Raw genomic sequence first — 26,543 nt, 5'->3', positions numbered from 1 at the left:
ATGTGAAAATAAATATTCAGTAATCGGCTGTGTCAGGCTCAGAGCGTGCGGTTGAAGAACTCACCCAACTGCGCCACCGCCTGATCAACGTATTCTGGTACGTCGTACAGCGACATATGGTTCGCACCTTCGATCACGTGCAGGGTTTTATCGGTGCTGGCCGCACGCGCCATCAGGTCTTCACTCATCCACTTGCTGCCAGCAACACTGCCTGCCACCGCCAGTACTGGCTGGGTCAGAAACGCCTCGGCTTTGTGGTACGCGTCATAGGTAATGATCTGACTGAGGTTACGTGCCAGGGCATAGCCCGGTGCATTCGGATGCGCGCAACGCTCGGTGTGGTAGTACTCCCAGGCTTCACGCAGTTCTTCGTTTGGTGCATCTTCTTCTTTCATCGGTGCCAGAGGTATCACTGAGTACTCACCAGAAGCGGCGTCACCGGTGCGGGCGCTGGCACCAAAATCGAGATAGCCTACTGCCTCAGCATCGCTGACGTTGTTTTCCCAGCCGTTGCGGAACATCTGACCAATATTGACCGCACTGACCATACCCAGCGCTCTAATGCGACGGTCGTTAATGGCCGCGTTTGCGCTGTATCCAGCCCCGGCGCATACACCCATAGCACCGATACGGTCAGAGTCGACGTATGGCAGCGTCGTCAGATAATCAACCACAGCACTGACGTCTTCTGTGCTGACGAATGGGTTTTCCAACTGACGCGGCTCACCGGTGCTCGCGCCCTGATACGAACGATCAAATGCGATCGTAATCAGGCCAGCTTCCGCCAGCTTCTGAGCGTACAGTCCTGCAGCCTGCTCTTTCACACCGCCGCCCGGATGAGACACCACCACCGCTGGGTAGGTTTTGCTCTCATCAAAATCCGCTGGGAAGTTAATGGTCGCGGCCATGGTGATACCGTGGCCGTTCAGGTTTTTAAAAGTAACGTTTGGCATGGGTTATCTCCTCGAGATGTTTGTTCTGTCTGTGTGTTCGATGAGATCTATCTTATGAAACCCGATTGATTTGATATACGCGCTATCAATGACATCAGTGTTTAGCTATTCTAAACAAATGAAACTTGATCCCTCACTTCTGTCGTCCCTGACCTGGTTCGCCCATATCGCCCGTCACCGCAGCTTTACTAAAGCCGCAACGGAGATGGAGGTGACCCGGGGCGCTCTGTCTCAGCAGTTAAAAAGCCTTGAGCAACAGCTGAATGTGCGACTGATTAACCGGACCACCCGAACCATGTCGCTCACGGACGAAGGTCAGCGTCTGCTGGATATTCTGGAACCGGCTCTGAGTGCCATTGAACAGGCGGTATTGGAAGTTGGAGAGTCACAGGCAGAGCCCTCTGGCCTGCTGCGGATTAACTCCTCAAGAATTGCCGCTCGTCTGTTAATCGAGCCGCACATGGCTGAATTTCTGGCGCGCTATCCAAAGCTGAAAATAGACCTGACCATGAATGATGGTTTCAGCAATATCATTGCCGACGGTGTAGATGCAGGGATTCGCTTAGGAGAGAGTCTGGATGAGCATATGGTGGCAGTACCGGTGTCGCCGCCCATCGAGATGGCGATTGTTGGTTCACCCGGCTACTTCGAACGGTATGGTATTCCGGAATCACCAGAAGAGCTGATTCAGCACAACTGTCTGGCATATCGTTTTTCATCCAGTGGCGTGATTGATCGCTGGAGCTTTACCTCAGCCGATGACAGTCAACGCACGGTGGTGTTTGAGCCCACCGGCAGCGCCATATTCAACGACGATGAAAATATGCTTAACGCTGCTCTGCAGGGAGTCGGACTGATTAAATATCTGGATCTCAACGTGCAGACGCATATTGCCGAAGGTCGCCTGCAGAGGGTGCTGGCGCCATGGTGCAAACCGTTTCCGGGGTTCTATCTTTACGTGCCTTCACGAGCGAATCTGCCCGCTAAAACGCGGGCTCTGATGGACTTTCTGAAAGAAAAGCGCGACGCAATGTCGTAGAGAGTGCTGCTAAAGCGGTAACTAGCGGTTAGTGACCGGCATATCCAGGGTAGGCGCCACACTTGCGTCAGGTGGTAACTGAAACACCATATTCTCAGGCAGTGGCATATCTTCTTTCATCTCGAGACGGATGGTGACTCGCCGGTTGGCAGCGCGACCGTTTGCCGTACCGTTATTCGCTACCGGATAGCGATCGCCATGAAACCGTGTGGTGACGATGTCGGGCGATATCCCGTTAATCAAGAAATACCTTTCCACCGCCTCGACCCGTCGCTTAGACATCTGCCGGTTGTCATAACGTCGCCCACGATTATCACTATGACCATCCAGATACACGGCAAAGACGCGAGGGTCGTTCTTTATGTAGTAGATAATCTTATCCAGAACAGCGGTATCGGTTTTGTCGATGTTGTCTTCACCACTGTTAAAAAAGACCTTAGAGCGTGAGACCTGACCAAAGTTAAAACGCAGCAGCTGTTCGGTACAGCTGATGTAATCCTGATATGCATCGGTGAAGTGCGTGGCTGAAACCTGCACCTGTATGTACTTATTGCTGTCGTAGTAGGTGTGGTGACTGATGGTTGGCAGACGCCCTTCAAGCAGGGCATGAAGAAAACGGTTGGTCCGTTCGCTGTCCAGAGTCAGGTTGGGATCGGTATTGCTGATTTTAGCCGTCCCCAGAATTTCTGAACGTTGCGCCGGCTGCCACCCCGGTGGCGTGATGCTCACATCTGCTTTGCTGTAGGCCATCAGATTGCGGTCGGTTTCCAACTGAAACACGACATCCTCGCCCGCCTGATGCATGAAAACGGCCCGGCCATACCCCGGCACGAGCTGTTCAAAGCGACACTCGAAGACATTTCCCGACAAGGCCCAGCGGGTATCCTCTGGGCCACCAGAGAAGTTCATTGTCTGCCCTGCTGCCGCCATCACAGGCAGGCTCAGGGAACAGACGATGCTCAGAAGAAGACGAATAACCGGACTCATAGCACCCGTAATACATTCAGACAGTTATCTTTGCTATCGGCAGGCGAGAGCAAAAGTTGAGGCAACAGCACGAAACTGCGCATACCTGAGTCAGGTGGAATCCGGTACAATACCGGCCAGATTCCACCTACCCTTCTGAGTTTAGACAAGGTTGAGACCCATGACCGATCGCATCACAATTACCCGCCCGGATGACTGGCACCTGCACGTTCGAGACGGAGCTGTCCTGCAGCACACGGTTCCTGCAACCGCCCGGGTAATGAAACGCGCGATCATTATGCCGAACCTCCAGCCGCCGGTCATGAACGCAGAGCAGGCACTGGAATATCGCGACCGGATCCTGTCGCGCGTCCCACAAGGCATAAATTTCGATCCTCTGATGGTGCTGTATCTCACCGATAACACCACGCCAGAAATGATCCGTGAAGCGAAGGAAGCCGGGCATATCGTCGCAGTGAAACTGTATCCTGCCGGCGCGACCACGAACTCTGCCTCCGGCGTCACCGACCTCCGCAAGCTGGATGAACTGGCGGCCGCACTGACCGAAAACGACATCAAACTGCTGGTACACGGGGAAGTTACCCACAGCGATGTCGATATCTTTGACCGTGAAAAACGCTTCCTGGACGAAATTCTGTCCCCTCTCGTCAGCCGTAACCCGGACCTGAGCATGGTCGTGGAGCACATCACCACGAAAGACGCTGCCGACTTCGTCAACAGCCAGGGACCGAACGTAGCAGCCACTATTACGGTCCAGCACCTCGCTTATAACCGGAACCACATGCTGGTCGGCGGTATCCGCCCACATTTCTACTGTCTCCCTATTCTCAAGCGCAACATCCACCAGCAAGCTCTGCAGGATGCGGTCGTCAGTGGCAGCAGTAAGTTTTTCCTCGGAACAGACAGTGCCCCACATGCCAAAGGGGCGAAAGAGAGCGCGTGTGGCTGCGCAGGTTGCTTTACCGCGTATGCAGCGATAGAACTGTATGCCGAAATCTTTGAAGATCTGGGAGCCCTCGACAAACTGGAAGGGTTCTCCAGCCACTTTGGTCCGGACTTCTACGGCCTGCCGCGCAACAGTGATGAAATCACTCTGGTGAAACAACCCTGGCAGGCACCAACTGAACTGCCTTTCGGCAAGGACGTCATCGTACCACTGCGCGCAGGTGAGACTCTGCGCTGGAAACTGGAATACTGAGCTTAACCGCCTCAAGTCACAGCAAACAGGTCACGAACCTTAAGGAACCTCAGTGAGTAACGAAGAAAAGCAGGAAAAGACTCTGATGGCGCAACGCTTCCGCGGCTTTCTGCCCGTGGTTGTGGATGTCGAAACCGGAGGCTTTGATGCCGAACGCGACGCATTACTGGAAATCGCGATGGTCACCCTGCGAATGGACGATGAGGGCTATCTGCACCCTCACGAAACCCTGAGCGCTAATGTGCATCCATTCGATGGCGCTAATCTCGAACAGGAAGCCCTGGACTTTACCGGCATCGACCCCTTCGACCCGGAGCGCGATGCCGAGTTTGAGATTGATGTCCTCACCACCATGTTTCAGACCATCCGCCGCGAAATCAAACACTATGGCTGTAACCGCGCCGTGCTCGTCGGTCATAACTCGCATTTCGACCACGGTTTCCTGCGCTCTGCCGTTGCCCGCAACGACATCAAGCGCGATCCGTTTCACCCCTTCTCATCGTTTGATACCGCATCCATCGCAGCCATTGCCCTGGGGCAGACGGTACTGGCGAAATCCTGTATCACCGCAGGTATCGACTTCGATAACAATGCAGCACATTCTGCCGCTTATGACACCTGGAAGACAGCCGAGCTATTCTGTTATATCGTGAACAGATACAAAGATTTAGGCGGCTGGCCGTTATCTGCTGAATAACAGCAGGTCCTTCCGTCGGAGCAGTAGCTATGAATAATAAAAATAACCTGCTGCTGATTTCAGCGCTTCTCCTGACCGCCTGCGGCGGCGGGAGTAGCAGCGGAGACAGCGATTCCTCAACACCAGACACAGACTCGCCAGTCATCACAGATACAGACCGGGATGGAGATGGCGTCGTCAATGATGCCGACTATCTCCCCGATAATCCTTATATCAGCGGTGCTGTTGTCGTCGAGGCCAACCTTGATTACTTTCTGGGCAACCGCACCGCCGAATTCAGCTATACCCTCGGCGTTGCTCCAGCAGGACTGACATCTTCCAGCCAGCTATCTGTCAGTAACATCAGTGACTACATTCATTCCTATCCCTTCATCACCAATGGACAACTGTTGAGCTTCGAATCCCGCAGTAACAGTACCGGGAGTGTGGAAGAGACAGGAGGTGTTTCCCGCAATGATGCAAACCTGGTCACCCGGATCAGCATCAGTGACGAATCAGGCAACAACGTCTCTGTCGAGGAATGGGAATACAACAGCTCAGGTCAGTTAACACGACAGACGGAAGAAAATGACTCCGGCAGCCTCCTCTGGCAACAGGATTACGATTACTCCGCAGCGAATCAACTCGCTACCCGCGATTACGACCATCTGAGCAATGATGTACTTGATCGCACATTCACTTACGGTTACACCGCTGAGGGATACCTGTCTGACATTAGTGAAAGTCGTAACTTCACGGTATTGGCATATGTTGCCTACACCTACGACGCTTCTGGAAACCTGACCAGCTATGCCCGGGATATCGGCCATAATGGTGTGAATGACAACTACGAGGTTTATGATGCCCAGGGCCGTATCATTGACCGCTATGTGGGCTATGATTCCGGCAGCTTCAACCGACATATTCATTTTGACTATCGCCCGGATGGCCAACCAGAGAGTCAGACGTACGACTGCAATGGCAATACTGAAACCGATCAGACGCTCAGCTTCAGTTACGATTCAGACCTGCTCAGTCGTATTTCGTTTTACACAGGTGCAACGCTTGATTGGTATGCCGATATCGGACACGAAGCACAGAAGCTCACTCTGATTTCGTTGAAATCGGCCGCCGGAGTTCTTCAGCAGACCACCCGATACCAATACAATTCTGAAGGCCGGGTCAGTCAACGTTTGCGCGATGAAGAAGCGAGCGGCACAGAGGTATTCACTCACAAGTACAGCTACCTCGGCACCATCGCTGCTCTGCCAGATGTAGACGTATTATCCGATATTGAATTCGACATATGCAGCGAACTCTGACGATGCCAACCCGGAGCAACCCTATGTATAAAAAACCCTTCGGTGTATTTATTTTTTTACTGCTGCCTTTTGCCATTACGGCCTGCGGTGGAGGCTCCTCCTCCGGAGGAAGCAATGCGGAGGGCAACACCCCCAGCACCCCGGACACCACCCCAGACCCAGAAATACCAGACATCGACAGCGATGGGGATGGCATTCTCGACTCTCAGGATGCCGACCCGGCCGACTCAGAAGTCACGGGCATAGTTATCATCAGACGCGATAAAGCAGGCGTCACCGGGTCCGGCGGAACCGAAACCCGTTTCTATAAATACAATGCCAATGAACAACTGAATTATCTTAAAAAAAGCACAACAGACGCAGACAGCGATGGCATTGCGGATCATTTCTATACCTATAACAGCTATCGCCAGGTCGTTTTACAGCAGATCGATAGCAACGAAGACGGTACCGTAGAGCAGACCTACACCAATACTTACGAGAACAGTCGCATTCTCGAAAAAACCGCCGAAGGCACTCCTGACGTATTCACTGAGACCTATATTTATTCAGAGAATAGCGCCCTGCTCTTACAAACAGATAAAGACACGGGATCAGATGAGAGTATCGACTTCAGCGATATCTATACCTACATCGACGACAATCCGAATAAACCCGATCTGATCCGGATTAACGTCGATATTTCGGACGACGCAGAAAAGTCGATCCAATATTCGTATAACTCTGAAGGTCAGTTGACCAGCATCAGTCATGATGAAGCTGAAGATGGCAGTGTTGAAGGCACTGTGACTTACACCTATTACGTAAGCGGACAGGTTGAAACCACCGAAGTTGAAGGGATCGTCGAGGATGACCAGGAGACGACCGTCACCCGGTTATTTACTTACAGCGAGAGTGGCCTGCTTCAGTCCGTTGAGTATGATAACGACCTGAACGGCAGCTGGGATGTCAAAGACACCTATTTCTACGCCAGTGACCTGCTTGCCCGCATTGAAACTGACACCAACAACGACGGTAATGCAGACGCTATCAAGAGTTACACCTACCAGAATAATCGTCTGTCTGTGATCAGTGAAGATACCGACGCCGATGGCAATGCGGAAATAACCACAACCTATAAATACGACAGTGGTCAACGCCTGACCTCGGTCGTCGTAGATCACCTGACTGACAATACCCAGGATGAAACGGTGGTGTTTACCTATCAGGGTTACCTGGACAATTTCACCGTCTTTTTTGAGCTTTAATTCCCTTGGACTACGAATTTACTTACGACGATTACGGACAGCCGGTTATCCGGCTGGAGATGGGCCAGGAAGCCATGGCGCAGTGGTTGAACGGCACAGTTGTGCGCGATAAAAACCAGCTGGCCGCCCTGCTGTCGCTTCTCGAAAATCTTCGCAGTGGGCGGGAACGTGAAGCCTTGCTCACCGACAAAGGCTTTGAGGTTCAACTGACGTCCGAAGAAGTCGACGTGGTTATTGTCAGCAACGATGTGCTGGACGAAGAATATCGCGACGAAGGCCTGACGCTATACGAAGATGAACAGTCTTCTGGTTGCGGCCTGGAAGATCTGCTCGATCTGTTGCGCGACTGGCAGGATTTTATTCAGAGCTGAATTACGGTCAGAACATCTGTTCGAAAGCGATACCCATGGCCGCCAGCCCGAAACCAATCAATACCTGAATAATAACGGCCACTACCGCGATAAAAAACGCCTGAACAATCTTTGCTCCCAGAAGAGCGGCGAAGATAACCGCCGTCAGAAACAGCGCCAGAAAATGCGCGATCAAAGGGTCGCGCAACGCATACAACGCAAGGATGTGTGCCAGTGCCGCTGCAATGACTGCCAACAGGCTACGACCGAAACGAGGATACCGTGCGCCCATCAGGCGGGCCGACAGCATGACGGGAACGACGGTAAAAAGTATCAGTGCAGCAAGTGCAATCAGCATATCCATAATAAATTCTCCGGCCGGATCAACAAGTATGACTGCCCGTCACTCTGAAAAATTCCGCTGGGTATCAGCAAACCCCGATAATTTCCCAGCTGGCGCTTTTTCCACCCAGCGTCAGTGTCACTTCGTCACCCTCACAGCGTCCGGTCAGTGCCCGGGCCAGAGGCGTCTCATGACTGACGACGACCACATCAGCAACTCCAGCGGCAGCAGCATCTGAATTCTCTATCCGCAATTGATAGCCACCAAGCGGTGCAATAAATAGGTGCCGGTGAATACCCTCAAGCCCGACCGTCACACAGGCGCCGTTGCGTATCATATCGTCTGCATCCAGATCAGGAACGGTCCATTTCCCCAGAGCGATTCGTTGCTCCTGCAGCTTCAGAATTCTCTCTGATTGTCCGTGTGCCAGATACGCCGCTTCGAGCGCTAACGTGTCCCATTTATTTTCTGGTTTATTGCCTTCGTGAGAAGCGGTTGCCTGAGCTTCGCGCGCAGCCTGCATTGCCGCATCAATGGCGGCATCCAGAGCTTCGAGTAAGGCATTTTTCAGAGTCTGTTTATCAAAATACGGCTGTGTCATGATGACGTTTTTCATCTTCGTTAGGAGCCTGTATGCCAGAGTATACCGCTGATCTGAATACTACGCTGACACAGAGTCAGTTCTGCCGCCTGGAACCTCGTGGGCAGTTGCATTGTATTCAGGTGCGCCATCCGCATTTTTCGGCTGATATTCTGACTCAGGGAGCACAGTTACTGAGCTTTACTCCCACAGGAGAAGACAACTGGATCTGGCTGAGCGAGACGGCCGAGTTTAAAACGGGTGTATCCGTGCGTGGCGGTATTCCAGTCTGCTGGCCCTGGTTTGGTGACCTCGGCAAGAACCCTGCTGAAGTAAAAAAGCTGTGTGCTGACGAGACTGCTCCTGCGCACGGGCTCGTGCGTGGGGTTGAATGGCAACTGGATGCCCTTGAGGAAACCGCGTCATCGGTGACAATGACTCTGGCATACCACCAGAAATCCTCTTCCCTATGGGAAGCGGAGGCAGAACTTAAACTGACGATAAGCATGACAGGCGAACGCCTCTCTCTCGCGCTGACGACGACCGCAGGCGCCACGCCGCTTGCCATCACCCAGGCATTGCACACCTACTTTCCGGTAAAAGACATCCACGAGACCCGGGTTGCCGGACTGGAGGGATGCCGCTACACCGATGCACTGGATAACTGGACGACCAGAACACAGCAAGGTCCGGTGGTATTTACCGAAGAAACCGATCGGATCTATCAGAGCCCGGCACACATCAGCCTCATATCAGAAGGCCGGAACATGCTGCTTACCTCCGACTCTGAGTCAGCTATTGTCTGGAACCCCTGGGTCGATAAGGCAGCCCGGTTAAGTCAGTTTCCTGATGATGCCTGGCAACGAATGTTCTGCGTAGAAACCGCAAACGCACTGGACGACTGGATTCAGATAGCTCCCGGACGCTCTCACACACTGACCATGACTCTGAGCAAAGCCTCACCGGCGTGAACCGCGTCAGGCCGCTGAGGTTTTATGCCGTGCCAGATATTCGCCAGTGACTTTATCCATCGAACTTATATGACGCACAAACCACTCCGGCAGAGCGTCCTGCACAAACTCAAGAAGCGGCGCAATATTTTCAGTGTCTTCGTAGAGTGACAGCAATTCCAGCATGGCCGTCATGACCCGGTCATGCTCTTGCTTGTGGCACTCGTACGCCGGGAATCCGGTGCGGACCATCTCACGCTCTTCGTGAGCAAAGTGCTCCTGACAATGCTGAACCAGACGGCGGAAATGCTGGAGATTAAAGCGTCCGAGCGTCAGCGCATCTTCGGCTTCGTTCATAAGATCAACGAAGGTCTCATGCTCTTCGTTCATAAAATCGGCTGCCACGCGCGGACAGTCCCAGAAAATCAAGGCCATCACCGGCCCCCCGTTCCCCAAATATACTGGTGTTCAGTTTCGTAGGAATCGGAGAAATTGCGATTGATGCAGATCAAGAAATCCGGTTACCGACAGTTTTGTCAGCAACGCTGAGCAACGTCCACAATCGTACGCCGCAACCAACGGTGTGCCTGATGATGCTGAAGCAGTGGCGACCAGGCCATTTTCAGTTCGAATGGCGGAATGGAGAAAGGTGGCTCTTTCACCAGAAGCGATGCAGATTCTGCCTGCATATCCGCCACTTTTCTTGGCAGTGTTGCCACCAGATCGTTGTTCAGGGCGAGCAGCGCCGGCATCTGGTAGTGTCGGGTGAAGACTGAGATCTTGCGTTTCTGGCCCAGCTTAGACAGCGCATTGTCGACCCACCCGAGACGTACGACTTTTTCCGGGTCGATACCAACGCCAGCTCCCATGCCGGTTTTACTCACCCAGATATGCTTACTGGCAAGATAAGCGTCGAGATCAAACTGACTGACGCGGGGATGGTCCGGATTAACCAGACACACAAAGTCGTCCTGCCACAGCGTCATCTGATGAAACGACTGCGGCATCTCATCGAAACGGTTGATCGCCATATCGACTTTACCGGCCTCAACATCTTTGAACGTCACATCCGATGGCGTCAGAACATCAAGAATCACGTCCGGGGCATCGCTGCGGAGACGTTTTACAAGCTCAGGCACCAGAGTAGATTCGGCGTAGTCACTGACCATGATCCGGAACACACGGTGACTGACCTGCGCTTCAAATTCTTCGAGTGGCTGCAGCGCCATTTCCAGTTCACCCAGCGCCTTACGGATAACTGGCTGAAGCTCCTGCGCCCGCTCAGTCGCTGTCATGCCTTCAGAGGTGCGGACCAGAAGAGGATCACCGAATAATTCACGCAGACGACGCAGGCCATTGCTCATTGCCGGTTGCGTAATACCCAGCTGATGCGCCGCTTTGGTTACGCTGCCTTCGCGCAGCAATACATCCAGATACACCAGCAGATTCAGGTCAATTCGGTCGAGGTTCATGTAGGCCTGCGATTCGTCGTGAGAATGCGCGGGATTATACCCCCTGGCGTCTGCATTCACAGCAGTGATATTCCTGCCTGCCAGGGGAATCAGAAGAAACCGTCAGAAATGACGGTCGGGTATGAGAGAAATCAGTTCTCAGCGGAACGCAGTGGCGACTTACGCAGAGACAGGCTGGCGCCGGATGCATCTTCCAGACGCGCGAAATACGCTTCCTGGATGGCATTTACGTCGATGCTGGCCAGCCCCTGATTGAGAATTTCAGCCAGTTCCCGGTTGCGCAGACTGAAGCACACATAAAGTGACTTCATATCGAGCAACTTTGGATTAAATTCAATTTCGCCCGAGATACGGCGAAGGTCCGGATCATCTGATAGCAGAAACTTCATCACATTCTGATCGACCACAGCCATATCAATACGACGATAAGCGACTTTCAGAAGGTTGCTGGTATCGTTCAATGCTTCGCTGACGCTCAATGAACGACTCTCCACCAGACTGTCGAATTCTTTGGTATTCACGTAATCCTTCACGGTACCGATCACATAGCGGTCAAGCTCGGTCAGGCTACTCCATTCGATATCAGAACCGACCGACTGAACGAAACCGAGGGGGCCATAACCCACCGGGTCAGAATAACGGAATGTCCGGCTGACTTCGTCGCTGTAATACTCGGGGAAGTAGCCGTGAAAACCGCTACCGGCATCTGCAGCCAGGTTGACGGCACGACTCCATGGAAAGAAGGTCACTTCAAGTTCGTAACCCATCTCAGCCAGCGCAGCACGGACAACTGCAATAGTGGCCCCCTGCTCAGGGAGATCAGCACCAGAATATGGAGGCCATTCAAGGGATGAAAGGCGGATAACTTTGTCTTCCTGTGACAATTCGGCATGCGCCGGGGATACCAGTGCACTCATCAGGGATGCCAGTGCTACCAGTGTGAACAGGAAACGCATTATCGGGGGCCTCTTCAGTGTTTATTTAAGGCAAGGATAGAGCATAAACACAGTCATGTCCGGCCAGAGGCGTAAGCTTAGTGAAAAGCCCGGATTGGCAGTACCTCTCAGGCAGCCAGAAGCAGCCACCTGAGAGACAGGGAATGGTTCAGTCGAGGTGCTCGACGCGGATGCGGGTCACTTTACCGTGGGTACTGTCGAGAGTTTCGATCGCAGCAATGGCTTCGTCCATCTTCTGCTCTTCCACGCGGTGAGTCAGAATAATGATCTGCGCCAACGCGTCATCTTCTGGCCCTTCTTTCTGAATCAGTGCTTCGATATTGATCTCGCGCTGGCTCAGTATGGTTGCAATGCTGGCCAGAACACCCGTGCGGTCCTGAACCTGAATGCGCAGGTAATATGCCGTTTCAACCTGCTCGATCGGCAGAACGCGCACATCGTCGATGGTATCGAACGCAAGGTGATTAACGCTGGCCGACGCAGGCGCGTCCATCGTCCGCGCCAGATCGATGATATCAGCCACCACCGCTGAAGCAGTCGGGCCTGCACCAGCACCCGCACCGACGTACAGGGTATCACCCACCGCATCGCCGTTAACTGTTACAGCATTCAGGACACCATCCACCTTAGCGATTGGACGATGCTCAGGGATCATGGTCGGGTGTACGCGCAGATCGATACCACGATCAGTGCGACGACTGATACCCAGATGTTTAATCCGGTAGCCAAGTTCTTCTGCGTACTCGACATCTTCCGGCGCAACCTTACTGATACCCTCGGTGTAGCAGTGCTGGAACTGCAGCGGAATACCGTAAGCAATCGACGACAGAATGGTCAGCTTGTGGGCAGCATCAATCCCTTCGACATCAAACGTCGGATCGGCTTCGGCATACCCCAGCGCCTGTGCTTCGGCGAGGACATCAGCAAAATCCCGACCTTTGTCACGCATCTCGGTCAGGATGAAGTTACCTGTGCCGTTAATGATGCCTGCCAGCCAGTTGATGCGGTTTGCCGCCAGACCCTCACGGATGGCTTTAATGATAGGAATACCGCCAGCCACGGCTGCTTCATAAGTCACAGAAACGCCTTTGGCTTCAGCAGCAGCAAAAATCTCTTCACCGTAAACAGCGATCAGCGCTTTGTTCGCAGTAACAACGTGCTTACCATTTTCAATGGCAGACATCACCACATCTTTAGCGATGGTGTACCCACCAATCAGTTCGACGATGATGTCGATATCAGGGTTATTCACAACCTCAAAGACATCGGCGGTGGTCTTCACACCGGTCGTATCAACCGCAGGGTTAGGGCGACGCAGTGTGACCTGTTCGATAATAATCTCGCGACCGGCACGACGAGCAATCTCTTTCGCATTCTTAGTGAGGACGTTAAACGTGCCACCACCTACTGTACCTAAACCACAGATACCCACTTTTACCGGTTTCAAGATGTTCTCTCCTGTCAGGTCTGTCGGGCCTGCCATTCAGTGCAGGCCTGTGCCAATTTGGTCGTAAATGTACCATAGAACGCGCCGGACTAAATCCTCCGGAAGTAATTAATTCGCCCCACGCTTCTCTCATTGAGCCTTATGTCTTTTGACCCACCCCTGTGATAACGTCGAAGCACGAAAAAGAATAATCAGGAATAACCTATGTCGACCTATCTGGTACTCACTATCATTGCTGACGACAAGCCAGGCATCGTAGAAAAGCTGTCCGCCACCATCGCCGACCACGGCGGCAACTGGCTCGAAAGCCGCATGGCGCAGATGGCTGGAAAGTTTGCCGGCATCCTCAGAGTCAGCATTGATGAAGACAAAACCAATAGTCTCGTCTCTGCACTGGCTTCGCTCGGAACCAAAGGCATTCAGGTCAAAGTTGAAGACCCCGGCGCCATCGCCGCAGAAGCCGGTACGCACCTTCAGCTGAGTGTGGTGGGTAATGACCGGCCGGGGATTGTCCGCGAGGTATCCCGTGCACTCGCAACGCTTGGCGTAAACGTTCTTGAGCTGACCACCAGCTGCGAACCTGCCGAGATGTCCGCCGTGCCACTGTTCCGCAGCGAAGCTCTGGTAAGTGTTCCCGCCGGTATGGATACCGACGATATCAGTGATGCACTTGAAGCTCTGTCCGACGACCTGATGGTCGAAATTGAACGCTGAACGACGACACATTGTTCCAGCGAGGGATTTGTCACTTTTGAACGGGACAGCCCCTCGCTGTCTGTGAAATACTCCGCGCCTGTCAAAATCAGGTGTTAACAACGTGTCCACCCCTTCTCATTCCATGCTGAAAGCAGACCTGCTGTTGCTGGTCGTAACTGTGCTCGCCGCCATCAGCTGGATGTTCTCCAAAGAAGCCCTGAACGGATTTCCACCGCTGCTCTTTATTGGTGTGCGTTTTCTGTTTGCCGGCCTGCTGCTGGCCGGCCCGGGATGGAAGTCACTGCAGCGCCTGACACCCCAGCAATGGAAAGCATCATCGGCCGTCGGCATTCTGTTCGGTATCGCTATGTCGACCTGGATCATGGGTCTGTTCAGCGCGACTAACCTCGGCGAGGGCTCGTTTATCACCAGTCTGGCCGTGGTACTCGTACCGCTCGTCAGCTGGATTTTTTTCCGCGACCGTATCAGCCGTGCTAACTGGATTGCGTTGCCGCTGGCGTTTGCTGGTCTGGCCCTGCTGTCTCTGCAACATGGCTTTCGTCCGGAGCTAAGTCAGGTACTCTTTTTCATCGCGGCCCTGCTCCTGTCATTGACCTTTATTCTTAATGGACGCGCGGCCAGTCACGTGCCTGCGCTCGCTCTGAGCAGCATTCAACTGTCGATTGTCGGTATCGTTGCCCTGGTGCTGTCGGCAGGCTTTGAAGATTGGCCGTCAGTCTGGACCGGTGACATGTGGTGGTGGCTGTTTCTGAGCGTCACGGTAGGAACTGCCGCCCGTTTCTTTATCCAGACATACGCGCAGAGCATGACGAGCCCCAGTCATGCTGCCGTGATTATGATTGTCGAGCCGGTATGGACGTCTCTCTTTGCCGCCATGTGGTTCGGAGAGCGTATGGAAGCAAGTCAGCTGGCGGGCTGCGGCCTGATCTTCCTGGCGCTCATTGTTAACCGCTGGAAAGCGGTTCGTCTGTGGTTAAAGCGCGCGTAATCACCCCGCCTGCTTACTGTGAATCGGCGGAATGACATGCGAGGAATTCAACAGCAGGCGCCCATGACTGACGCCCCTGAGGCTCACCAGCTTATCGGCAATCATCTGTAACCGATCCGCAGGCCCCTGCACCAGAATCACCGACAAGGTATGAGTATCCGTGAGGTTCACACTGAGATTACTGATGACTTCGTCGATGTACTCGTACTGCAGATCATGCAGCTTTTTATGCAGACCCGGTAACGCATGGTTAAACACCAGATTCAGCGTGCCTGTCATCACGTCACTGCCCGACTGACCGCGAAATTCATTAATCTCGCGGCCAATCATGTCGCAGATCGCCTGTGAGCGGCTTTCAAAGCCTCGTTGAGCCACCATATCATCCAGCCCGCCCAGAAGGTGTTCGGGCAAAGAAATGCTGATACGACTGACCTTATCTTTCTGACTCATCGGCGTTCTCCCTGTTCGGGCAGTGACTGCCCCGCCTTAAAACAGATGGCTGTACTTCTCGATTTCCCACTGGCTGACCGCAGTGTGATATTCATTCCACTCTGCGCGCTTATACCGGATGAACTCCTGTTTCAGCTCCTTGCCCAGCACCTGCTCGACAAACGGATCGGCATCAAACGCAGTGATTGCCTCATCCAGAGTGCGGGGTAAGAAACCGATCCCCAGCTCTTCCCTTTCCTGCTCGGATAATTCGTACAGATTGGTCTCCTGGGGCTTGCCGGGATCGATCGCTTCGCGGACACCTTCGAGCCCCGCGGCAAGCACCAGTGCGCACGCCAGATAAGGGTTGACGGCACCATCCGCATTGCGGGATTCACAGCGCCCGCCGCCCATGGGCACACGAACCGAATTGGTACGGTTATTAGATCCGTAAGAATTAAATACCGGCGCCCAGGTGAAATACGGCATATCCCCCTGGCGGACCAATCGTTTGTACGAGTTCACTGTGGGCGCAAACACCGCACACAAGGCCGGGCCGTGTTTCAGAATACCGCCGATAAACTGATACCCGAGCTCTGTCAGTCCAAGTCCGTTCGGATCATCAGATGGCTGGCACTGAAAGAGATTTTCCCGCGTCTCCAGATCGTAAAGCGACATATTAAAATGCGCGCCATTTCCGGTTTTGTTGGAAAAGGGCTTCGGCATAAAAGTCGCGAGCAGACCTTCTTCTTTTGCGTATTCCTTAGCCATCATTTTCAGAAATGTAAAACGATCGCAGGTGGTGACGGCATCGGCGTAATTAAAATCGAATTCAAACTGGCCGTTGGCATCTTCATGATCAAACGAATACAGCCCCCACCCCAGCTCGTTAATACTGGTCGCCATTTTATCCAACCAGCTGAAGTTACTGAGAAATGCGCGGGTGTCATAACAAGGCTTCTTCAGTTTATCGTCGGGGTCTGGCGCGACCAGCTTGCCGTTCTCGTCTTTCTTGAGGAGAAAAACTTCCGCCTCAATACCCAGATTCATACCAAAGCCCATCGCCTCGGCCTGCTTAAGCACAGACTTCAGCAACACCCGGGTATTTAACATATAGGGCTCACCGTAAAGCGTGTTGTCTGCGGGCATCCAGGCGACTTCCGGCTGCCAGGGCAGCTGAATGATCTGATCAAGATCGGGCACCGACGCAATTTCATCGTCGTTTGGCGCCTGCCCAAGGCCATCCAGTGCATAGCCGGTGTACAGCTCAGAACCATGCGCCATGTGATGGAGGTGCGATAGCGGCACGACTTTTCCTTTAGGAATACCGTGAATATCGACATAGGTACCCATGCAATATTTCACGCCGCGACGTTTCAGATCATCCTGAATAGCGCTGATTTCAGCATCCGGTTTAACTTCAATCATGGTGTTCACCTGCGTTATAGCTCGTTAACAATGGAATCGTTGTAACTGACATCGAGTGGCGGTTCTTCCATAACGGCCCGGCTCAGAAGCCCGGTCAGGTCTTCGCACATCCAGCGATAGAGTTGTTTGCCTTTGTCGGCAGAAGCCAGCGACGGAAATCCGGTGACTCCGTTGGTACTTGTACGGTTGACCGGATGACTGAACACGCAGCCTCCGGTGCGGTCCGGATCGTCAGCGTCCTGAAGCCGGTCGGGACGCACCATTTCCGGAGCAAGAGCCATCATCAGGGCGGTTTCCGCATCGTTGGCGTGCCAGTCTTCGGCATCCGCAAAATGAGCATCACGAACCCTCGGCGAAATACGAGCGGTATGAACCAGTGACACCATAAAGCCGTCGTGACGCGCGCGCAGAATTTCCAGAGCACAGCGCAGTGGTGCTTCATTTGTCACATGGCCATTAATAAGAACAAGACGGCGGATTCCGGCACTGACGACCCAATCGCCAAGATCAGAAACCACATCAATCAACGTTTTGGGGTTCAGCGCCAGCGTTCCCGGCCAACGTCTCGAATGCCCGACAGAACAGCCATAGGGCAGCGTGGGCAACAGAATTACAGGGACTTCAGCAGCGACATCCCGGCACAGACGAGAGGCGATCGCGCTGTCCATACCACAGCCCATATGAGGGCCATGTTGCTCGGTCGCTCCAACCGGAAGAATGGCGGTCTGAATACCCTTTTTTACGGCCCCCGCCACTTCTTCCCAGGTCATCTGGTGCAGCTCATACATCAGAACACACTCCCGACATCGTCATTTACATGAACCATGCGCACCAGGTTCAGATGATCAGACTCGTCCTCTTCTACCGGCGGGTGAATCAAATGTTCAATGTGCTGTTTCGTCGCCAGAAACTCCGGCGACAAGAACTGATCTGGTGAACGCGGCTGAGGCACAGGCACTTCGACCAGTTCCTGTATTTCACCGGGATTGGCTTTCAGCACCAGAATACGGTCTGCGAGGTACACCGCCTCATCAAGATCGTGCGTAATAAAGAACACGGTAATATCGATGTTCTTCCAGATCTCAAGAAGATACGCCTGCATTTTTGCCCGGGTCTGAGCATCAAGCGCCCCAAAAGGCTCATCCATCAGCAGCACTTTCGGACGGTTTGCCAATGCCCGGGCAATGGCTACCCTCTGCTTCATACCGCCGGACAACTGATTCGGATAGCTGTTCTCAAAGCGTGCCAGCCCGATAAGATCAATCCACTGCCGGGCTTCCTGTTCGGCCGCGCTTTTGTCGTAACCACTTTCGCGCAAGCCAAACATGATGTTCTCTTTCACACTCAACCAGGGAAACAGGGTATACCCCTGAAATACCATGCCGCGCTCCGGTCCGGGCTTTGTCACTGGCTCGCCATTCAGCAGGACCTGACCAGAGCTTGGCTGCTCCAGTCCCGCAAGGATTCTGATCAAGGTCGACTTACCGCACCCCGAAGGCCCGATAACGCAGACAAACTCACGCTTATGAATATTGAGATTAATATTCTTTAACGCCGTCACCGGGCCGTTTCTGCTCGGAAACACTTTATGCAGATCCCGGACTTCAAGCGCAACAGGCCGCTTTTTCAGACGTTCGAAGCGATCGCGGACAGCGTCGCTCTGATCCAGATAACTGGGCAATGAAACATCAGTCATAGTGACTCCTTTTATTTACCCTGCTGCCATGGAAAAAGCCGACGCCCCAGCCAGGCAAGTAACAGATCAATCGTCAGTCCGAGGATGCCGATCATGATGATCGCAGCAAACACATTATCGAAATTCTTGTAGCGGGCCTGCTGAGTAATAAACCAGGTAATCCCGGAACTGGTGCCGATCAGCTCAGCCACAATCAGGTAGGTCCAGGCCCAGCCCAGCAGAATGCGGGTATCGCGATACAGGTCTGGCAGAATTCCGGGAACAACGACACGGAACAGCATGGAGCGGTTGCCGGCTCCTAATGTCTGTGCTGCTTCGAGCAGTGAGGGATCAAGTTTGCGGGTGGTATTTGCCACCACCAGCACCTGCTGAAAAAAGGTCCCGATAAAAATAATGGCAATCTTAGGGGCCTGATAAATCCCGAGAATAGCAACAGCCAATGCACCAAAGGCAGGCGCTGGCAGATAACGGAAGAACTCAATAAAGGGTTCGATAAGGCGCGAAAAGAAATGGTAGGTGCCAGCCAGTATGCCAAGAGGAATTCCAATCACAGAAGAGAGAACGAACCCCCAGAAAATCACCTGAATACTGCTCCAGAGACTTTCATGCAGCCATTTTTCACTGCGGCGCGCTGGCTCAGTCGTAAACGCTGTATAAAACGCAGTGGCCACTTCATGTGGAGCAGGCAGATACACAGGATTGGCCGGATTCCCTTCGGGGAGTCCCTTACCCTGCTCCGCCATGTTTTCGAATTCGCGGGCAAACAGCGGCTTATCCACCAGCATACCTTCGCGGAAGTAGCTGACGCCGCCTGGTGCGGTGATTTCGACCATCGGGTGCCAGATAAACGGGACATAACTCACCAGACACCAGAGCAGAATCGGTAGCCCGAAGCTCGCGAGCGTAACCCAACGACGGGTTCTCGCAGGCAAGGCTTTATTCACAGCGATCAACGACATGATTGGGTCCCTGGCTCAGCGAGACAGGCAGAAATCGCCCTGCCGGTCTCGACATATAAATAAAATATTCGGAGTGTTCGGGAGCGCAGTACGCTCCCGGAGCGGGGTTTAAAGGGCTTTCATCAATGATGCATCAATGTAGCTGTCGACAGGCTGCTCATCGGCATACACCTCATTGGCGACATTAAACACGTCTGCGATTTTGCTGGAGCCATACAGAGACTTAAATCCTTCGGACTTCTCCATAAATGGCAGCGCTTCTTCCAGAGTCAGAATCTTAGTGCCATCAATAAAACCCTTATACTCTTCTGCAGGAATACCCACACGCGCGGCCATAATGCTGATCGCTTCTTCGCGGGTTGCCGGGTCTTTGAGGAAATCTACCGCCTGATACCAGACTTTCAGAACTTTAAGCCACTCGCCTTTATTCTGGGCGAGACTGTCCGGAGAAACGGCCAGCACGTCATAAATCAGGCCTGGCTCATCCGCGCTGGAGTAAATACGCTTGGCACCCGGCACCATTTTTAGTGCCTGTCCGGAGTTTGGCTGCCAGGCAACGATGGCATCGACCTGGCCAGACGCCAGCACCTGTGGTGTTTCGTTGGTTGGGACATTGACCAGCTCGACATCGGTCTCTTTCAGACCTGCCTTTTCCAGTGCATTGAGTAATAACAGGTGTCCGACAAATCCAACTTCAACCCCAACCTTTTTGCCCTTCAGCTCGGCCACTGAGGAAATACCCGGCGCCGCAACGACCATATCGTTGCCATTACTGTAATCGTTGATCAGCACCATGACATTCCGGGCGCCGGTTGCCCCCGTCACCAGTGCATCACCGTTCGTCATAGTCACAGCATCAAGCTGACCGGCAGCAAAGGCATCCATACTGGCAACGTAGTCAAACCACTCGAACTGAACATCAACACCTTCACTGGCGAACATGTCTTTCTCAATCGCAATTTCCCAGGCGACCCAACCCGGCCAGTCGCTGTAGCCAATCTTCAGCGGCTCTGCAATTGCGCCAGCAGCGCTCATCAGTCCGGCAAACAGACCTGCGATCAGTGTTTTCTTCATTGCCATAGTGCTTACCCCAAGTATTACTGTTTTTAAGTTTCGTAATACCGAACAAAGCAGTGGCTGTGCCACATTGCAGTAACACCTGTTCAACACCTGCCCGGCCGCTTCATCAATATGAGCGTGTGCAACCCGTGAAAACTCAGAAAAATCGGTAACTTACCTATATTTGTCAGATTTGGCAGACACTAGAGTTTCAGGCGCCGTTGCGGTCACGTAAGCGAGAAGCCCCGACCGGAGTAAGCGAACCATGCTGGTGCATCGCACCGGGAAAGTGCACCGCAGAGCCCTCAAGGTGCATCTGACAAAGGGCTGAATAAGGGTTGAAAATTACGGAAACAAAGCGTATTCCTATATATACGCATATCGCAGCACAGTCTGCACAATAAGGGCACTAGGGTTCCGGCTGATCTCAGCGACTGGACCGAGAGTGGCCGACCTTCAGCAGCGTACTGGCAGGTTACACGGCGGGATAAAAGCCCGGGAGATCAGAAAGCGCATGGTGATAACACCACGCCTATGAATCCGTGAAACAACTCTGACAGGTACCTTTCAAATGAAAAACTTCAGTCAACGCTTTGTCCGGATATTTACGCATCTGTCCCGACCAGAGTGTACGAATATTCCAGTCTTTATAATCAGCGGAAAGCGCAGTTTTCTCCGCGCAGAAATTACCGCTGTTCAGCTTTCCTTTACGTACAAACAAGGAGTCCGATATGTCTGACTATCAACTCGGAGATACTCTCTATGAAGACACACTGGGTGGCGGCTGCCACTGGTCTATGAGGGTTCGTAAAGGCACATTACTGACACTCACCAACGTTAAGGGGGGGGCCAACCTCGGGCTACTTATGTACAACCCGGAAAACCTGCTGGAAAAATACAATGCTCCAGACACGCTGAAGTGCCAGCACACGTTCAGGCTGACCCAGGGACATTGCCTGTACTCCGATATGGGGCGCGTGTTCGCGTCAATCGTTGAAGACGACTGCGCCTGGCATGACACCGTCTGTGGGAACCTGAATAAAAAACAGCTACAGGAAAAATGGACGCTGAAAACGTATCAGGACGCTCTGAATGGCTGGACCCAGAACGGCTACGATGCATTTTTAGTCGAGCTGGCGAAATACGGCCTCACACGTAAAGACATGGCGGCGAATCTGAATCTGTTCAGTAAGGTCACCACAGACAGCCAGGGCAACCTGCGCTACGAACCAAACAGCAAACCCGGAGATTCAGTGGTTCTGCGCTTTGAAATGGACACTCTGGTCCTGATGCACACCTGCCCTCATCCACTGAATCCAGCAGCAGAATATCCCGTTCGTCCGGTACATTACGCCTTAGCGAAAGCGAAAGAAGTACAGCCCGACGACGAATGCATGAACTCCCGCCCGGAAAATATCCGCGGCTTCAAAAACAACGCGATTTATCAGTTTTCTGGCCAGTAAGGGAGAGTCATCATGATTAAAGAAAGTACACTCAACCCAGACAATGCCAGCTTCCGGAAAATCGTTCCCGCTGGCGACTATTTTCTCCATCGAATAGAAAAGGGCCAGACCCTGCGTATTCTCGACCTGGAGGGAAACCAGGCGGCAGATACGCTCTTTTACAACGCAGATGATGTGTCGGAGCGCTACAGCGCGATGGACACAATACGTAATCAGGGCAACGTGTATCTGAGTGCCGGCACAACGCTGATGTCTAATGAAGATAACCCGATGCTCGATATCGTCGCCGATACCTGTGGTCGCCACGACACGCTCGGCGGTGCCTGTGCCACTGAATCCAACACCGTACGTTATGCCCTTGAGAAAAAATGTATGCACGCCTGTCGTGACAGTTGGATGCTGGCCATCAATGAGCATGAAGAATTCGGCCTGACGAAATCCGACATTACCCACAACATTAACTTCTTTATGAACGTTCCGGTCACTCCTGAAGGCGGCCTTACGTTCGAAGACGGCATTTCTGATGCCGGAAAATACGTAGAACTCACGGCGCGCATGAATATTCTGGTGCTGATTTCCAATTGCCCCCAGCTGAATAATCCATGCAACGCATACAATCCAACGCCTGTTGAAGTGCTGATCTGGGGGTAAAGATGTTTTCCAAAGTACTGATTGCAAACCGGGGTGCCATTGCCGTACGCATCATGCGCACGCTACGCGCTATCGGCGTGACCCCAGTGGTGATTTATCACGAGCAGGATAAGCACTCACTGCACGTACTACAGGCAGAAGAAGCCTGGTCATTAGGTGATGGCTCTGTGGCCGACACTTACCTGAATCAAGCCAGAATTATCGAGATTGCCAAACAGTCCGGTGCTGGAGCGATTCATCCCGGATACGGTTTTCTGAGTGAAAATCCGGACTTTTCAGATGCCTGCGAACAGGCCGGCATTGTATTTCTCGGACCCACCGCCCAACAGATGCAGGACTTCGGGCTCAAACACAGCGCCCGCGCCCTGGCAGAAGCCGCATTGGTTCCGCTATTGCCCGGTACAGGACTGTTAACCGATCTTGATGAAGCACAGTCTGAAGCGCAGAAAATCGGTTATCCGGTGATGCTCAAGAGCACCGCCGGTGGCGGTGGCATCGGTATGCAGCTGTGTCATTCAGAAGCAGATTTAATTCACGCCTATGACTCGGTAAAACGTCTGAGCGCGAATAACTTCTCCAATGACGGTCTGTTTCTGGAGAAATTCGTCGCTAAGGCCCGGCATATTGAAGTTCAGATTTTTGGCGACGGCAAAGGCACTGTCGCAGCACTCGGCGAACGCGACTGTTCTCTGCAGCGGCGCAATCAGAAAGTCATAGAGGAAACACCGGCTCCCGGTATTTCTGAGCGCGTTCGTACGGCCTTACATGAAACAGCAAAAAGACTTGGCGAAAGCGTCGGTTACCGCAGTGCCGGAACCGTCGAATTTATCTACGATGAATCATCCGAATCCTTCTATTTTCTTGAGGTAAATACACGCCTGCAGGTTGAGCATGGCGTGACCGAAGAAGTATTCGGTGTCGATCTCGTAGAGTGGATGGTGCGTCTTGGCGCCGGAGAAGAATTACCCCTGAATCAATCCCGCGCACCTCGGGGCCACAGTGTCCAGGCGAGGATTTACGCCGAAGATCCGGTCAAGAATTTCCAACCCTGTGCCGGCCTTCTGAGTCGGGTTGACTGGGCATCCGGAGCCCTCCAGCCCCGTAGCAACATCCGGATCGACACCTGGGTAGAGAGCGGCACTCAGGTGCCTGCTCTGTTCGATCCGATGCTCGCGAAAGTGATTGTGACAGCGGAAGACCGCGCTACGGCCATCTCTGGTCTGCATCAGGCCCTCAGCCACTCAGAGCTGTACGGAATCGAAACCAACTTGCTCTACCTTCAGGCGATTCTCAGCGACCCCGACGTGGCGTCCGGGAAGGTCTGGACACAGAAACTGAACAGCATGCCGTTTCGTGATCCGGCCATTGATGTCATCAGCGGCGGGACACAGACCACGATTCAGGACGTACCCGGCCGCATAGGGCACTGGGATGTTGGCGTGCCTCCTTCCGGACCGTTTGATGAGTACGCGTTCCGCCTCGGAAATCGGCTGCTTGGTAACAGTCACGACTGCGCAGGGCTCGAAATTACTCTGAAAGGTCCAGTACTGGTTTTTCAACAGGATACGTTTATCGTTCTGACGGGCGCTCAGACATCGGCGACCATCACCAGAGCAGGCAACACAGAAAATATACCTTTTTACCAGGTGATCCCGGTAACCGCCGGTGATCAGCTTGACTGCGGCACCGTCACAGGGGCTGGCGCCCGCGCCTACCTTTGTGTTGCAGGGGGCATCCAGTGCCCAGTGTATTTAGGTTCCCGCTCTACGTTTACGCTCGGTCAGTTTGGGGGCCACAACGGTCGCGCATTATTGCCGGGCGACGTGCTGCATATCTCTGATAACGTCGAACCGGGTCAGCACCCGACTGCCGATCCGGCACTCATCCCCGATATTTCGGATGAATGGCAGCTGCACGTTATCTATGGCCCACACGGCGCTCCGGACTTTTTCACTCCAAAAGATATTGACGAGTTTTTTGCGGCCGCCTGGGAAGTGCATTTTAATTCCAGCAGAACCGGTATCCGGTTAATTGGACCAAAACCCGACTGGGCACGAAATGACGGTGGCGAAGCCGGTCTCCACCCTTCCAATATTCATGACAATGCTTACGCCATTGGCGCGGTCGACTTCACCGGAGATATGCCCGTTATTCTTGGGCCAGATGGCCCGAGTCTGGGTGGCTTCGTCTGCCCGGTAACGGTCATTCAGGCAGACCTCTGGAAGCTAGGCCAATTAAAGGCCGGTGATAAAATCCGCTTTGTCCCTGTCAGCCATCAAACGGCGACAGAATTACGACGGGCTCAGCTGACATCGCTTGAAACCCTGAAGCCAGAACCTGTCGGGGTAAGTAAGTATTTACCTGACTCTCCTGTCTTAACTACCGTCTCAACCGCAGAACACCCCACCGGGGTCGTGTACCGCCCAGCGGGCGATAATTATCTGCTGATTGAATACGGTCCACTGCAGCTCGATATTCGGTTGCGTTTCCGCGTACATGCCCTGATGGAGTCACTGAATAAAAAAGTGATTCCCGGGATTATCGAAATGACTCCGGGCATCCGTTCATTGCAGATTCACTACGACAGCCTGACTCTCAGACAGGAGGATCTCCTGCAACAACTGATCAGGGAAGAAGCCCTGCTCGGAGATCTGAAACATGCACAAGTGCCCTCAAGAACCGTCTGGCTACCACTCTCATGGAACGACATTGCCTGTCAGCAGGCGGTTGATAAATACGTAAAATCTGTACGTGCCGATGCTCCCTGGTGTCCGGATAATATTGAGTTTATCCGCCGCATTAATGGCCTGGATTCCGTCGACGACGTTAAAAAAATTGTTTTCGATGCCAGCTATCTTGTGATGGGCTTAGGGGATGTCTATCTCGGTGCTCCTGTGGCAACGCCGGTTGATCCGCGCCACCGCTTAGTGACCACCAAGTACAATCCGGCACGTACCTGGACCGCAGAGAATTCGGTGGGAATCGGCGGTGCCTATATGTGTGTGTACGGTATGGAAGGACCCGGCGGCTATCAGTTTGTCGGTCGTACACTGCAGATGTGGAACCGTTACAAGCAGACCAGAGAATTCACTCAGCCCTGGCTACTGCGCTTCTTCGATAAAATTCGTTTTTACGAAGTCAGCCATGATGACCTCACCGACATACGTGAGCAGTTTCCTCATGGGCAGTACCCGATCAGAATTGAAGAAGACACTTTCAGCCTTGAAGATTACGAACAGTTTCTTTCTGATCACGCCACCAGCATCTCCGAATTTCAGACTCACCGGCAAAAAGCTTTTCAGACCGAACTCGAAGACTGGAAAGCCAAAGGACTATTGCGGTTTGAATCGGACACCGGCGCCATCGAAGACACCGAAGAGCGCATTCTGGAACCCGGAGAAACCGCCGTCGAAAGTCATGTGTCCGGAAACGTCTGGCAGGTACTCGTCACACCCGGGCAGAAAGTCACCGCCGCACAACCGCTGATGATTCTGGAGTCTATGAAGATGGAAATAGAAATCACGGCGCACACACAAGGCACCGTTAAGGAAGTGCTCCGCGAGGCAGGTAAAGGCGTTGCACCCGGTCACCTGCTGGTGATTCTGGAATAACCATCTCGCAGAAACCGCTGCC

General features: G+C 53.2%; 26 protein-coding genes and 1 riboswitch. Of the genes, 12 read left to right on the top strand and 14 right to left on the bottom strand.

Annotated features, from left to right (window positions below; genetic code table 11):
• Positions 1-38: 38 nt before the first annotated feature.
• On the bottom strand, positions 39-953 hold the full coding sequence (locus Q1L85_RS12620) for an alpha/beta hydrolase (protein WP_300428560.1): 915 nt from the start codon (positions 951-953) through the stop codon (positions 39-41).
• 118 nt (positions 954-1,071) lie between these two features.
• Between Q1L85_RS12620 and Q1L85_RS12615 the strand changes: the two genes are divergently transcribed.
• Positions 1,072-1,992: a LysR family transcriptional regulator gene (locus Q1L85_RS12615; RefSeq protein ID WP_300433316.1), complete on the top strand. Its 921-nt coding sequence runs from the start codon at positions 1,072-1,074 to the stop codon at positions 1,990-1,992.
• A gap of 21 nt (positions 1,993-2,013) precedes the next feature.
• Here the strand turns inward: Q1L85_RS12615 and Q1L85_RS12610 are convergent, their stop codons facing one another.
• Positions 2,014-2,979, bottom strand: a complete 966-nt coding sequence (locus tag Q1L85_RS12610) for an OmpA family protein (RefSeq protein WP_300428210.1) — start codon at positions 2,977-2,979, stop codon at positions 2,014-2,016.
• A gap of 160 nt (positions 2,980-3,139) precedes the next feature.
• Here Q1L85_RS12610 and pyrC point away from each other — a divergent pair, with 160 nt between their 5' ends.
• Genes pyrC through Q1L85_RS12585 form a run of 5 tightly spaced genes read left to right on the top strand, consistent with a single transcriptional unit; the run spans position 3,140 to position 7,793 of the window.
• Complete coding sequence (pyrC, locus tag Q1L85_RS12605; RefSeq protein ID WP_300433314.1) at positions 3,140-4,177, top strand: dihydroorotase; 1,038 nt, start codon at positions 3,140-3,142, stop codon at positions 4,175-4,177.
• Positions 4,178-4,229: 52 nt separating this feature from the next.
• Entirely contained in the window at positions 4,230-4,874 is a 645-nt protein-coding gene (rnt, locus tag Q1L85_RS12600; protein ID WP_370292270.1) for a ribonuclease T, read from the top strand.
• Positions 4,875-4,903: 29 nt separating this feature from the next.
• Positions 4,904-6,175 carry a hypothetical protein gene (locus Q1L85_RS12595; protein ID WP_300428208.1) on the top strand — a complete coding sequence of 424 codons (1,272 nt, stop codon included), beginning with the start codon at positions 4,904-4,906 and terminating at the stop codon, positions 6,173-6,175.
• 23 nt (positions 6,176-6,198) lie between these two features.
• Positions 6,199-7,422: a hypothetical protein gene (locus Q1L85_RS12590; RefSeq protein ID WP_300428207.1), complete on the top strand. Its 1,224-nt coding sequence runs from the start codon at positions 6,199-6,201 to the stop codon at positions 7,420-7,422.
• Between the two features lie 5 nt (positions 7,423-7,427).
• Positions 7,428-7,793, top strand: a complete 366-nt coding sequence (locus Q1L85_RS12585; RefSeq protein ID WP_300428206.1) for a YacL family protein — start codon at positions 7,428-7,430, stop codon at positions 7,791-7,793.
• Between the two features lie 7 nt (positions 7,794-7,800).
• On the opposite strand, the gene Q1L85_RS12580 is transcribed toward Q1L85_RS12585, so the two are convergent.
• Both Q1L85_RS12580 and Q1L85_RS12575 read right to left on the bottom strand, forming a co-directional pair.
• Positions 7,801-8,136, bottom strand: coding sequence for a hypothetical protein (locus Q1L85_RS12580; RefSeq protein WP_300428205.1), 336 nt, complete (start codon positions 8,134-8,136; stop codon positions 7,801-7,803).
• A 64-nt stretch (positions 8,137-8,200) separates the two neighbouring features.
• Positions 8,201-8,731: a GreA/GreB family elongation factor gene (locus Q1L85_RS12575; protein ID WP_300428204.1), complete on the bottom strand. Its 531-nt coding sequence runs from the start codon at positions 8,729-8,731 to the stop codon at positions 8,201-8,203.
• Positions 8,732-8,748: 17 nt separating this feature from the next.
• Here Q1L85_RS12575 and Q1L85_RS12570 point away from each other — a divergent pair, with 17 nt between their 5' ends.
• Entirely contained in the window at positions 8,749-9,666 is a 918-nt protein-coding gene (locus tag Q1L85_RS12570; protein WP_300428203.1) for a D-hexose-6-phosphate mutarotase, read from the top strand.
• A 6-nt stretch (positions 9,667-9,672) separates the two neighbouring features.
• Here Q1L85_RS12570 and Q1L85_RS12565 read toward each other — a convergent pair whose 3' ends face one another.
• The 4 genes from Q1L85_RS12565 to Q1L85_RS12550 all read right to left on the bottom strand — a co-directional run bounded on the left by Q1L85_RS12565 (position 9,673) and on the right by Q1L85_RS12550 (position 13,520).
• A complete protein-coding gene (locus tag Q1L85_RS12565) occupies positions 9,673-10,050 on the bottom strand; it encodes a hemerythrin family protein (protein ID WP_300428202.1) in 378 nt (125 codons plus the stop codon).
• A 131-nt stretch (positions 10,051-10,181) separates the two neighbouring features.
• Positions 10,182-11,117, bottom strand: coding sequence for a LysR family transcriptional regulator (locus Q1L85_RS12560; protein WP_300433311.1), 936 nt, complete (start codon positions 11,115-11,117; stop codon positions 10,182-10,184).
• Positions 11,118-11,248: 131 nt separating this feature from the next.
• On the bottom strand, positions 11,249-12,073 hold the full coding sequence (locus Q1L85_RS12555; protein ID WP_300427320.1) for an ABC transporter substrate-binding protein: 825 nt from the start codon (positions 12,071-12,073) through the stop codon (positions 11,249-11,251).
• A 148-nt stretch (positions 12,074-12,221) separates the two neighbouring features.
• Positions 12,222-13,520 (bottom strand): homoserine dehydrogenase, encoded by a 1,299-nt coding sequence (locus Q1L85_RS12550; RefSeq protein ID WP_300427318.1) that lies wholly within the window; start codon positions 13,518-13,520, stop codon positions 12,222-12,224.
• A 204-nt stretch (positions 13,521-13,724) separates the two neighbouring features.
• Here Q1L85_RS12550 and Q1L85_RS12545 point away from each other — a divergent pair, with 204 nt between their 5' ends.
• On the top strand, positions 13,725-14,234 hold the full coding sequence (locus Q1L85_RS12545; protein ID WP_300427316.1) for a glycine cleavage system protein R: 510 nt from the start codon (positions 13,725-13,727) through the stop codon (positions 14,232-14,234).
• Positions 14,235-14,337: 103 nt separating this feature from the next.
• Positions 14,338-15,225 (top strand): DMT family transporter, encoded by an 888-nt coding sequence (locus Q1L85_RS12540; protein ID WP_300427315.1) that lies wholly within the window; start codon positions 14,338-14,340, stop codon positions 15,223-15,225.
• Here the strand turns inward: Q1L85_RS12540 and nikR are convergent, their stop codons facing one another.
• The 6 genes from nikR to Q1L85_RS12510 form a co-directional block, all read right to left on the bottom strand.
• A complete protein-coding gene (gene nikR / locus Q1L85_RS12535; protein ID WP_300427314.1) occupies positions 15,226-15,675 on the bottom strand; it encodes a nickel-responsive transcriptional regulator NikR in 450 nt (149 codons plus the stop codon). It abuts the gene before it with no gap.
• Between the two features lie 36 nt (positions 15,676-15,711).
• A complete protein-coding gene (gene glnT, locus Q1L85_RS12530; protein WP_300427313.1) occupies positions 15,712-17,082 on the bottom strand; it encodes a type III glutamate--ammonia ligase in 1,371 nt (456 codons plus the stop codon).
• Between the two features lie 14 nt (positions 17,083-17,096).
• The gene (locus Q1L85_RS12525; RefSeq protein ID WP_300427312.1) at positions 17,097-17,870 is read right to left on the bottom strand and encodes a creatininase family protein; all 774 of its coding nucleotides are present in this window, start codon (positions 17,868-17,870) and stop codon (positions 17,097-17,099) included.
• The gene (locus Q1L85_RS12520) at positions 17,870-18,778 is read right to left on the bottom strand and encodes an ABC transporter ATP-binding protein (protein WP_300427311.1); all 909 of its coding nucleotides are present in this window, start codon (positions 18,776-18,778) and stop codon (positions 17,870-17,872) included. Before Q1L85_RS12520 ends, Q1L85_RS12525 begins: the two co-directional genes overlap by 1 nt.
• Before the next feature lie 11 nt (positions 18,779-18,789).
• A complete protein-coding gene (locus Q1L85_RS12515; protein ID WP_300427310.1) occupies positions 18,790-19,737 on the bottom strand; it encodes an ABC transporter permease in 948 nt (315 codons plus the stop codon).
• Positions 19,738-19,845: 108 nt separating this feature from the next.
• A complete protein-coding gene (locus Q1L85_RS12510) occupies positions 19,846-20,817 on the bottom strand; it encodes an ABC transporter substrate-binding protein (RefSeq protein ID WP_300427309.1) in 972 nt (323 codons plus the stop codon).
• 377 nt (positions 20,818-21,194) lie between these two features.
• Positions 21,195-21,300: riboswitch (guanidine-I (ykkC/yxkD leader) on the top strand.
• Positions 21,301-21,527: 227 nt separating this feature from the next.
• Here Q1L85_RS12510 and Q1L85_RS12505 point away from each other — a divergent pair.
• From Q1L85_RS12505 to uca, 3 genes are read left to right on the top strand one after another with little or no spacing between them, the layout of a single operon-like run.
• Positions 21,528-22,259, top strand: a complete 732-nt coding sequence (locus Q1L85_RS12505) for an urea amidolyase associated protein UAAP1 (protein WP_300427308.1) — start codon at positions 21,528-21,530, stop codon at positions 22,257-22,259.
• A 12-nt stretch (positions 22,260-22,271) separates the two neighbouring features.
• Positions 22,272-22,910 carry an urea amidolyase associated protein UAAP2 gene (locus tag Q1L85_RS12500; protein ID WP_300427307.1) on the top strand — a complete coding sequence of 213 codons (639 nt, stop codon included), beginning with the start codon at positions 22,272-22,274 and terminating at the stop codon, positions 22,908-22,910.
• Between the two features lie 2 nt (positions 22,911-22,912).
• Positions 22,913-26,521 (top strand): urea carboxylase, encoded by a 3,609-nt coding sequence (uca, locus tag Q1L85_RS12495; protein WP_300427305.1) that lies wholly within the window; start codon positions 22,913-22,915, stop codon positions 26,519-26,521.
• The last annotated feature ends 22 nt before the right edge of the window (positions 26,522-26,543 follow it).

It is taken from the genome of uncultured Thalassolituus sp., from assembly GCF_950066645.1.
Classification (GTDB): Bacteria; Pseudomonadota; Gammaproteobacteria; order Pseudomonadales; family Oceanobacteraceae; genus Thalassolituus.
The sequence above is the reverse complement of the archived record's forward strand: the minus strand, read 5'-3'. Positions and strand labels throughout refer to the sequence as shown.

Coding starts and splice junctions, on each gene's coding strand:
- Q1L85_RS12620 (WP_300428560.1), bottom strand. CDS start 953: ATGCCAAACGTTACTTTTAAAAACCTGAACGGCCACGGTATCACCATG.
- Q1L85_RS12615 (WP_300433316.1), top strand. CDS start 1,072: ATGAAACTTGATCCCTCACTTCTGTCGTCCCTGACCTGGTTCGCCCAT.
- Q1L85_RS12610 (WP_300428210.1), bottom strand. CDS start 2,979: ATGAGTCCGGTTATTCGTCTTCTTCTGAGCATCGTCTGTTCCCTGAGC.
- pyrC (WP_300433314.1), top strand. CDS start 3,140: ATGACCGATCGCATCACAATTACCCGCCCGGATGACTGGCACCTGCAC.
- Q1L85_RS12595 (WP_300428208.1), top strand. CDS start 4,904: ATGAATAATAAAAATAACCTGCTGCTGATTTCAGCGCTTCTCCTGACC.
- Q1L85_RS12590 (WP_300428207.1), top strand. CDS start 6,199: ATGTATAAAAAACCCTTCGGTGTATTTATTTTTTTACTGCTGCCTTTT.
- Q1L85_RS12580 (WP_300428205.1), bottom strand. CDS start 8,136: ATGGATATGCTGATTGCACTTGCTGCACTGATACTTTTTACCGTCGTT.
- Q1L85_RS12575 (WP_300428204.1), bottom strand. CDS start 8,731: ATGAAAAACGTCATCATGACACAGCCGTATTTTGATAAACAGACTCTG.
- Q1L85_RS12570 (WP_300428203.1), top strand. CDS start 8,749: ATGCCAGAGTATACCGCTGATCTGAATACTACGCTGACACAGAGTCAG.
- Q1L85_RS12560 (WP_300433311.1), bottom strand. CDS start 11,117: ATGAACCTCGACCGAATTGACCTGAATCTGCTGGTGTATCTGGATGTA.
- Q1L85_RS12555 (WP_300427320.1), bottom strand. CDS start 12,073: ATGCGTTTCCTGTTCACACTGGTAGCACTGGCATCCCTGATGAGTGCA.
- Q1L85_RS12545 (WP_300427316.1), top strand. CDS start 13,725: ATGTCGACCTATCTGGTACTCACTATCATTGCTGACGACAAGCCAGGC.
- nikR (WP_300427314.1), bottom strand. CDS start 15,675: ATGAGTCAGAAAGATAAGGTCAGTCGTATCAGCATTTCTTTGCCCGAA.
- glnT (WP_300427313.1), bottom strand. CDS start 17,082: ATGATTGAAGTTAAACCGGATGCTGAAATCAGCGCTATTCAGGATGAT.
- Q1L85_RS12525 (WP_300427312.1), bottom strand. CDS start 17,870: ATGTATGAGCTGCACCAGATGACCTGGGAAGAAGTGGCGGGGGCCGTA.
- Q1L85_RS12520 (WP_300427311.1), bottom strand. CDS start 18,778: ATGACTGATGTTTCATTGCCCAGTTATCTGGATCAGAGCGACGCTGTC.
- Q1L85_RS12515 (WP_300427310.1), bottom strand. CDS start 19,737: ATGTCGTTGATCGCTGTGAATAAAGCCTTGCCTGCGAGAACCCGTCGT.
- Q1L85_RS12510 (WP_300427309.1), bottom strand. CDS start 20,817: ATGGCAATGAAGAAAACACTGATCGCAGGTCTGTTTGCCGGACTGATG.
- Q1L85_RS12505 (WP_300427308.1), top strand. CDS start 21,528: ATGTCTGACTATCAACTCGGAGATACTCTCTATGAAGACACACTGGGT.
- Q1L85_RS12500 (WP_300427307.1), top strand. CDS start 22,272: ATGATTAAAGAAAGTACACTCAACCCAGACAATGCCAGCTTCCGGAAA.
- uca (WP_300427305.1), top strand. CDS start 22,913: ATGTTTTCCAAAGTACTGATTGCAAACCGGGGTGCCATTGCCGTACGC.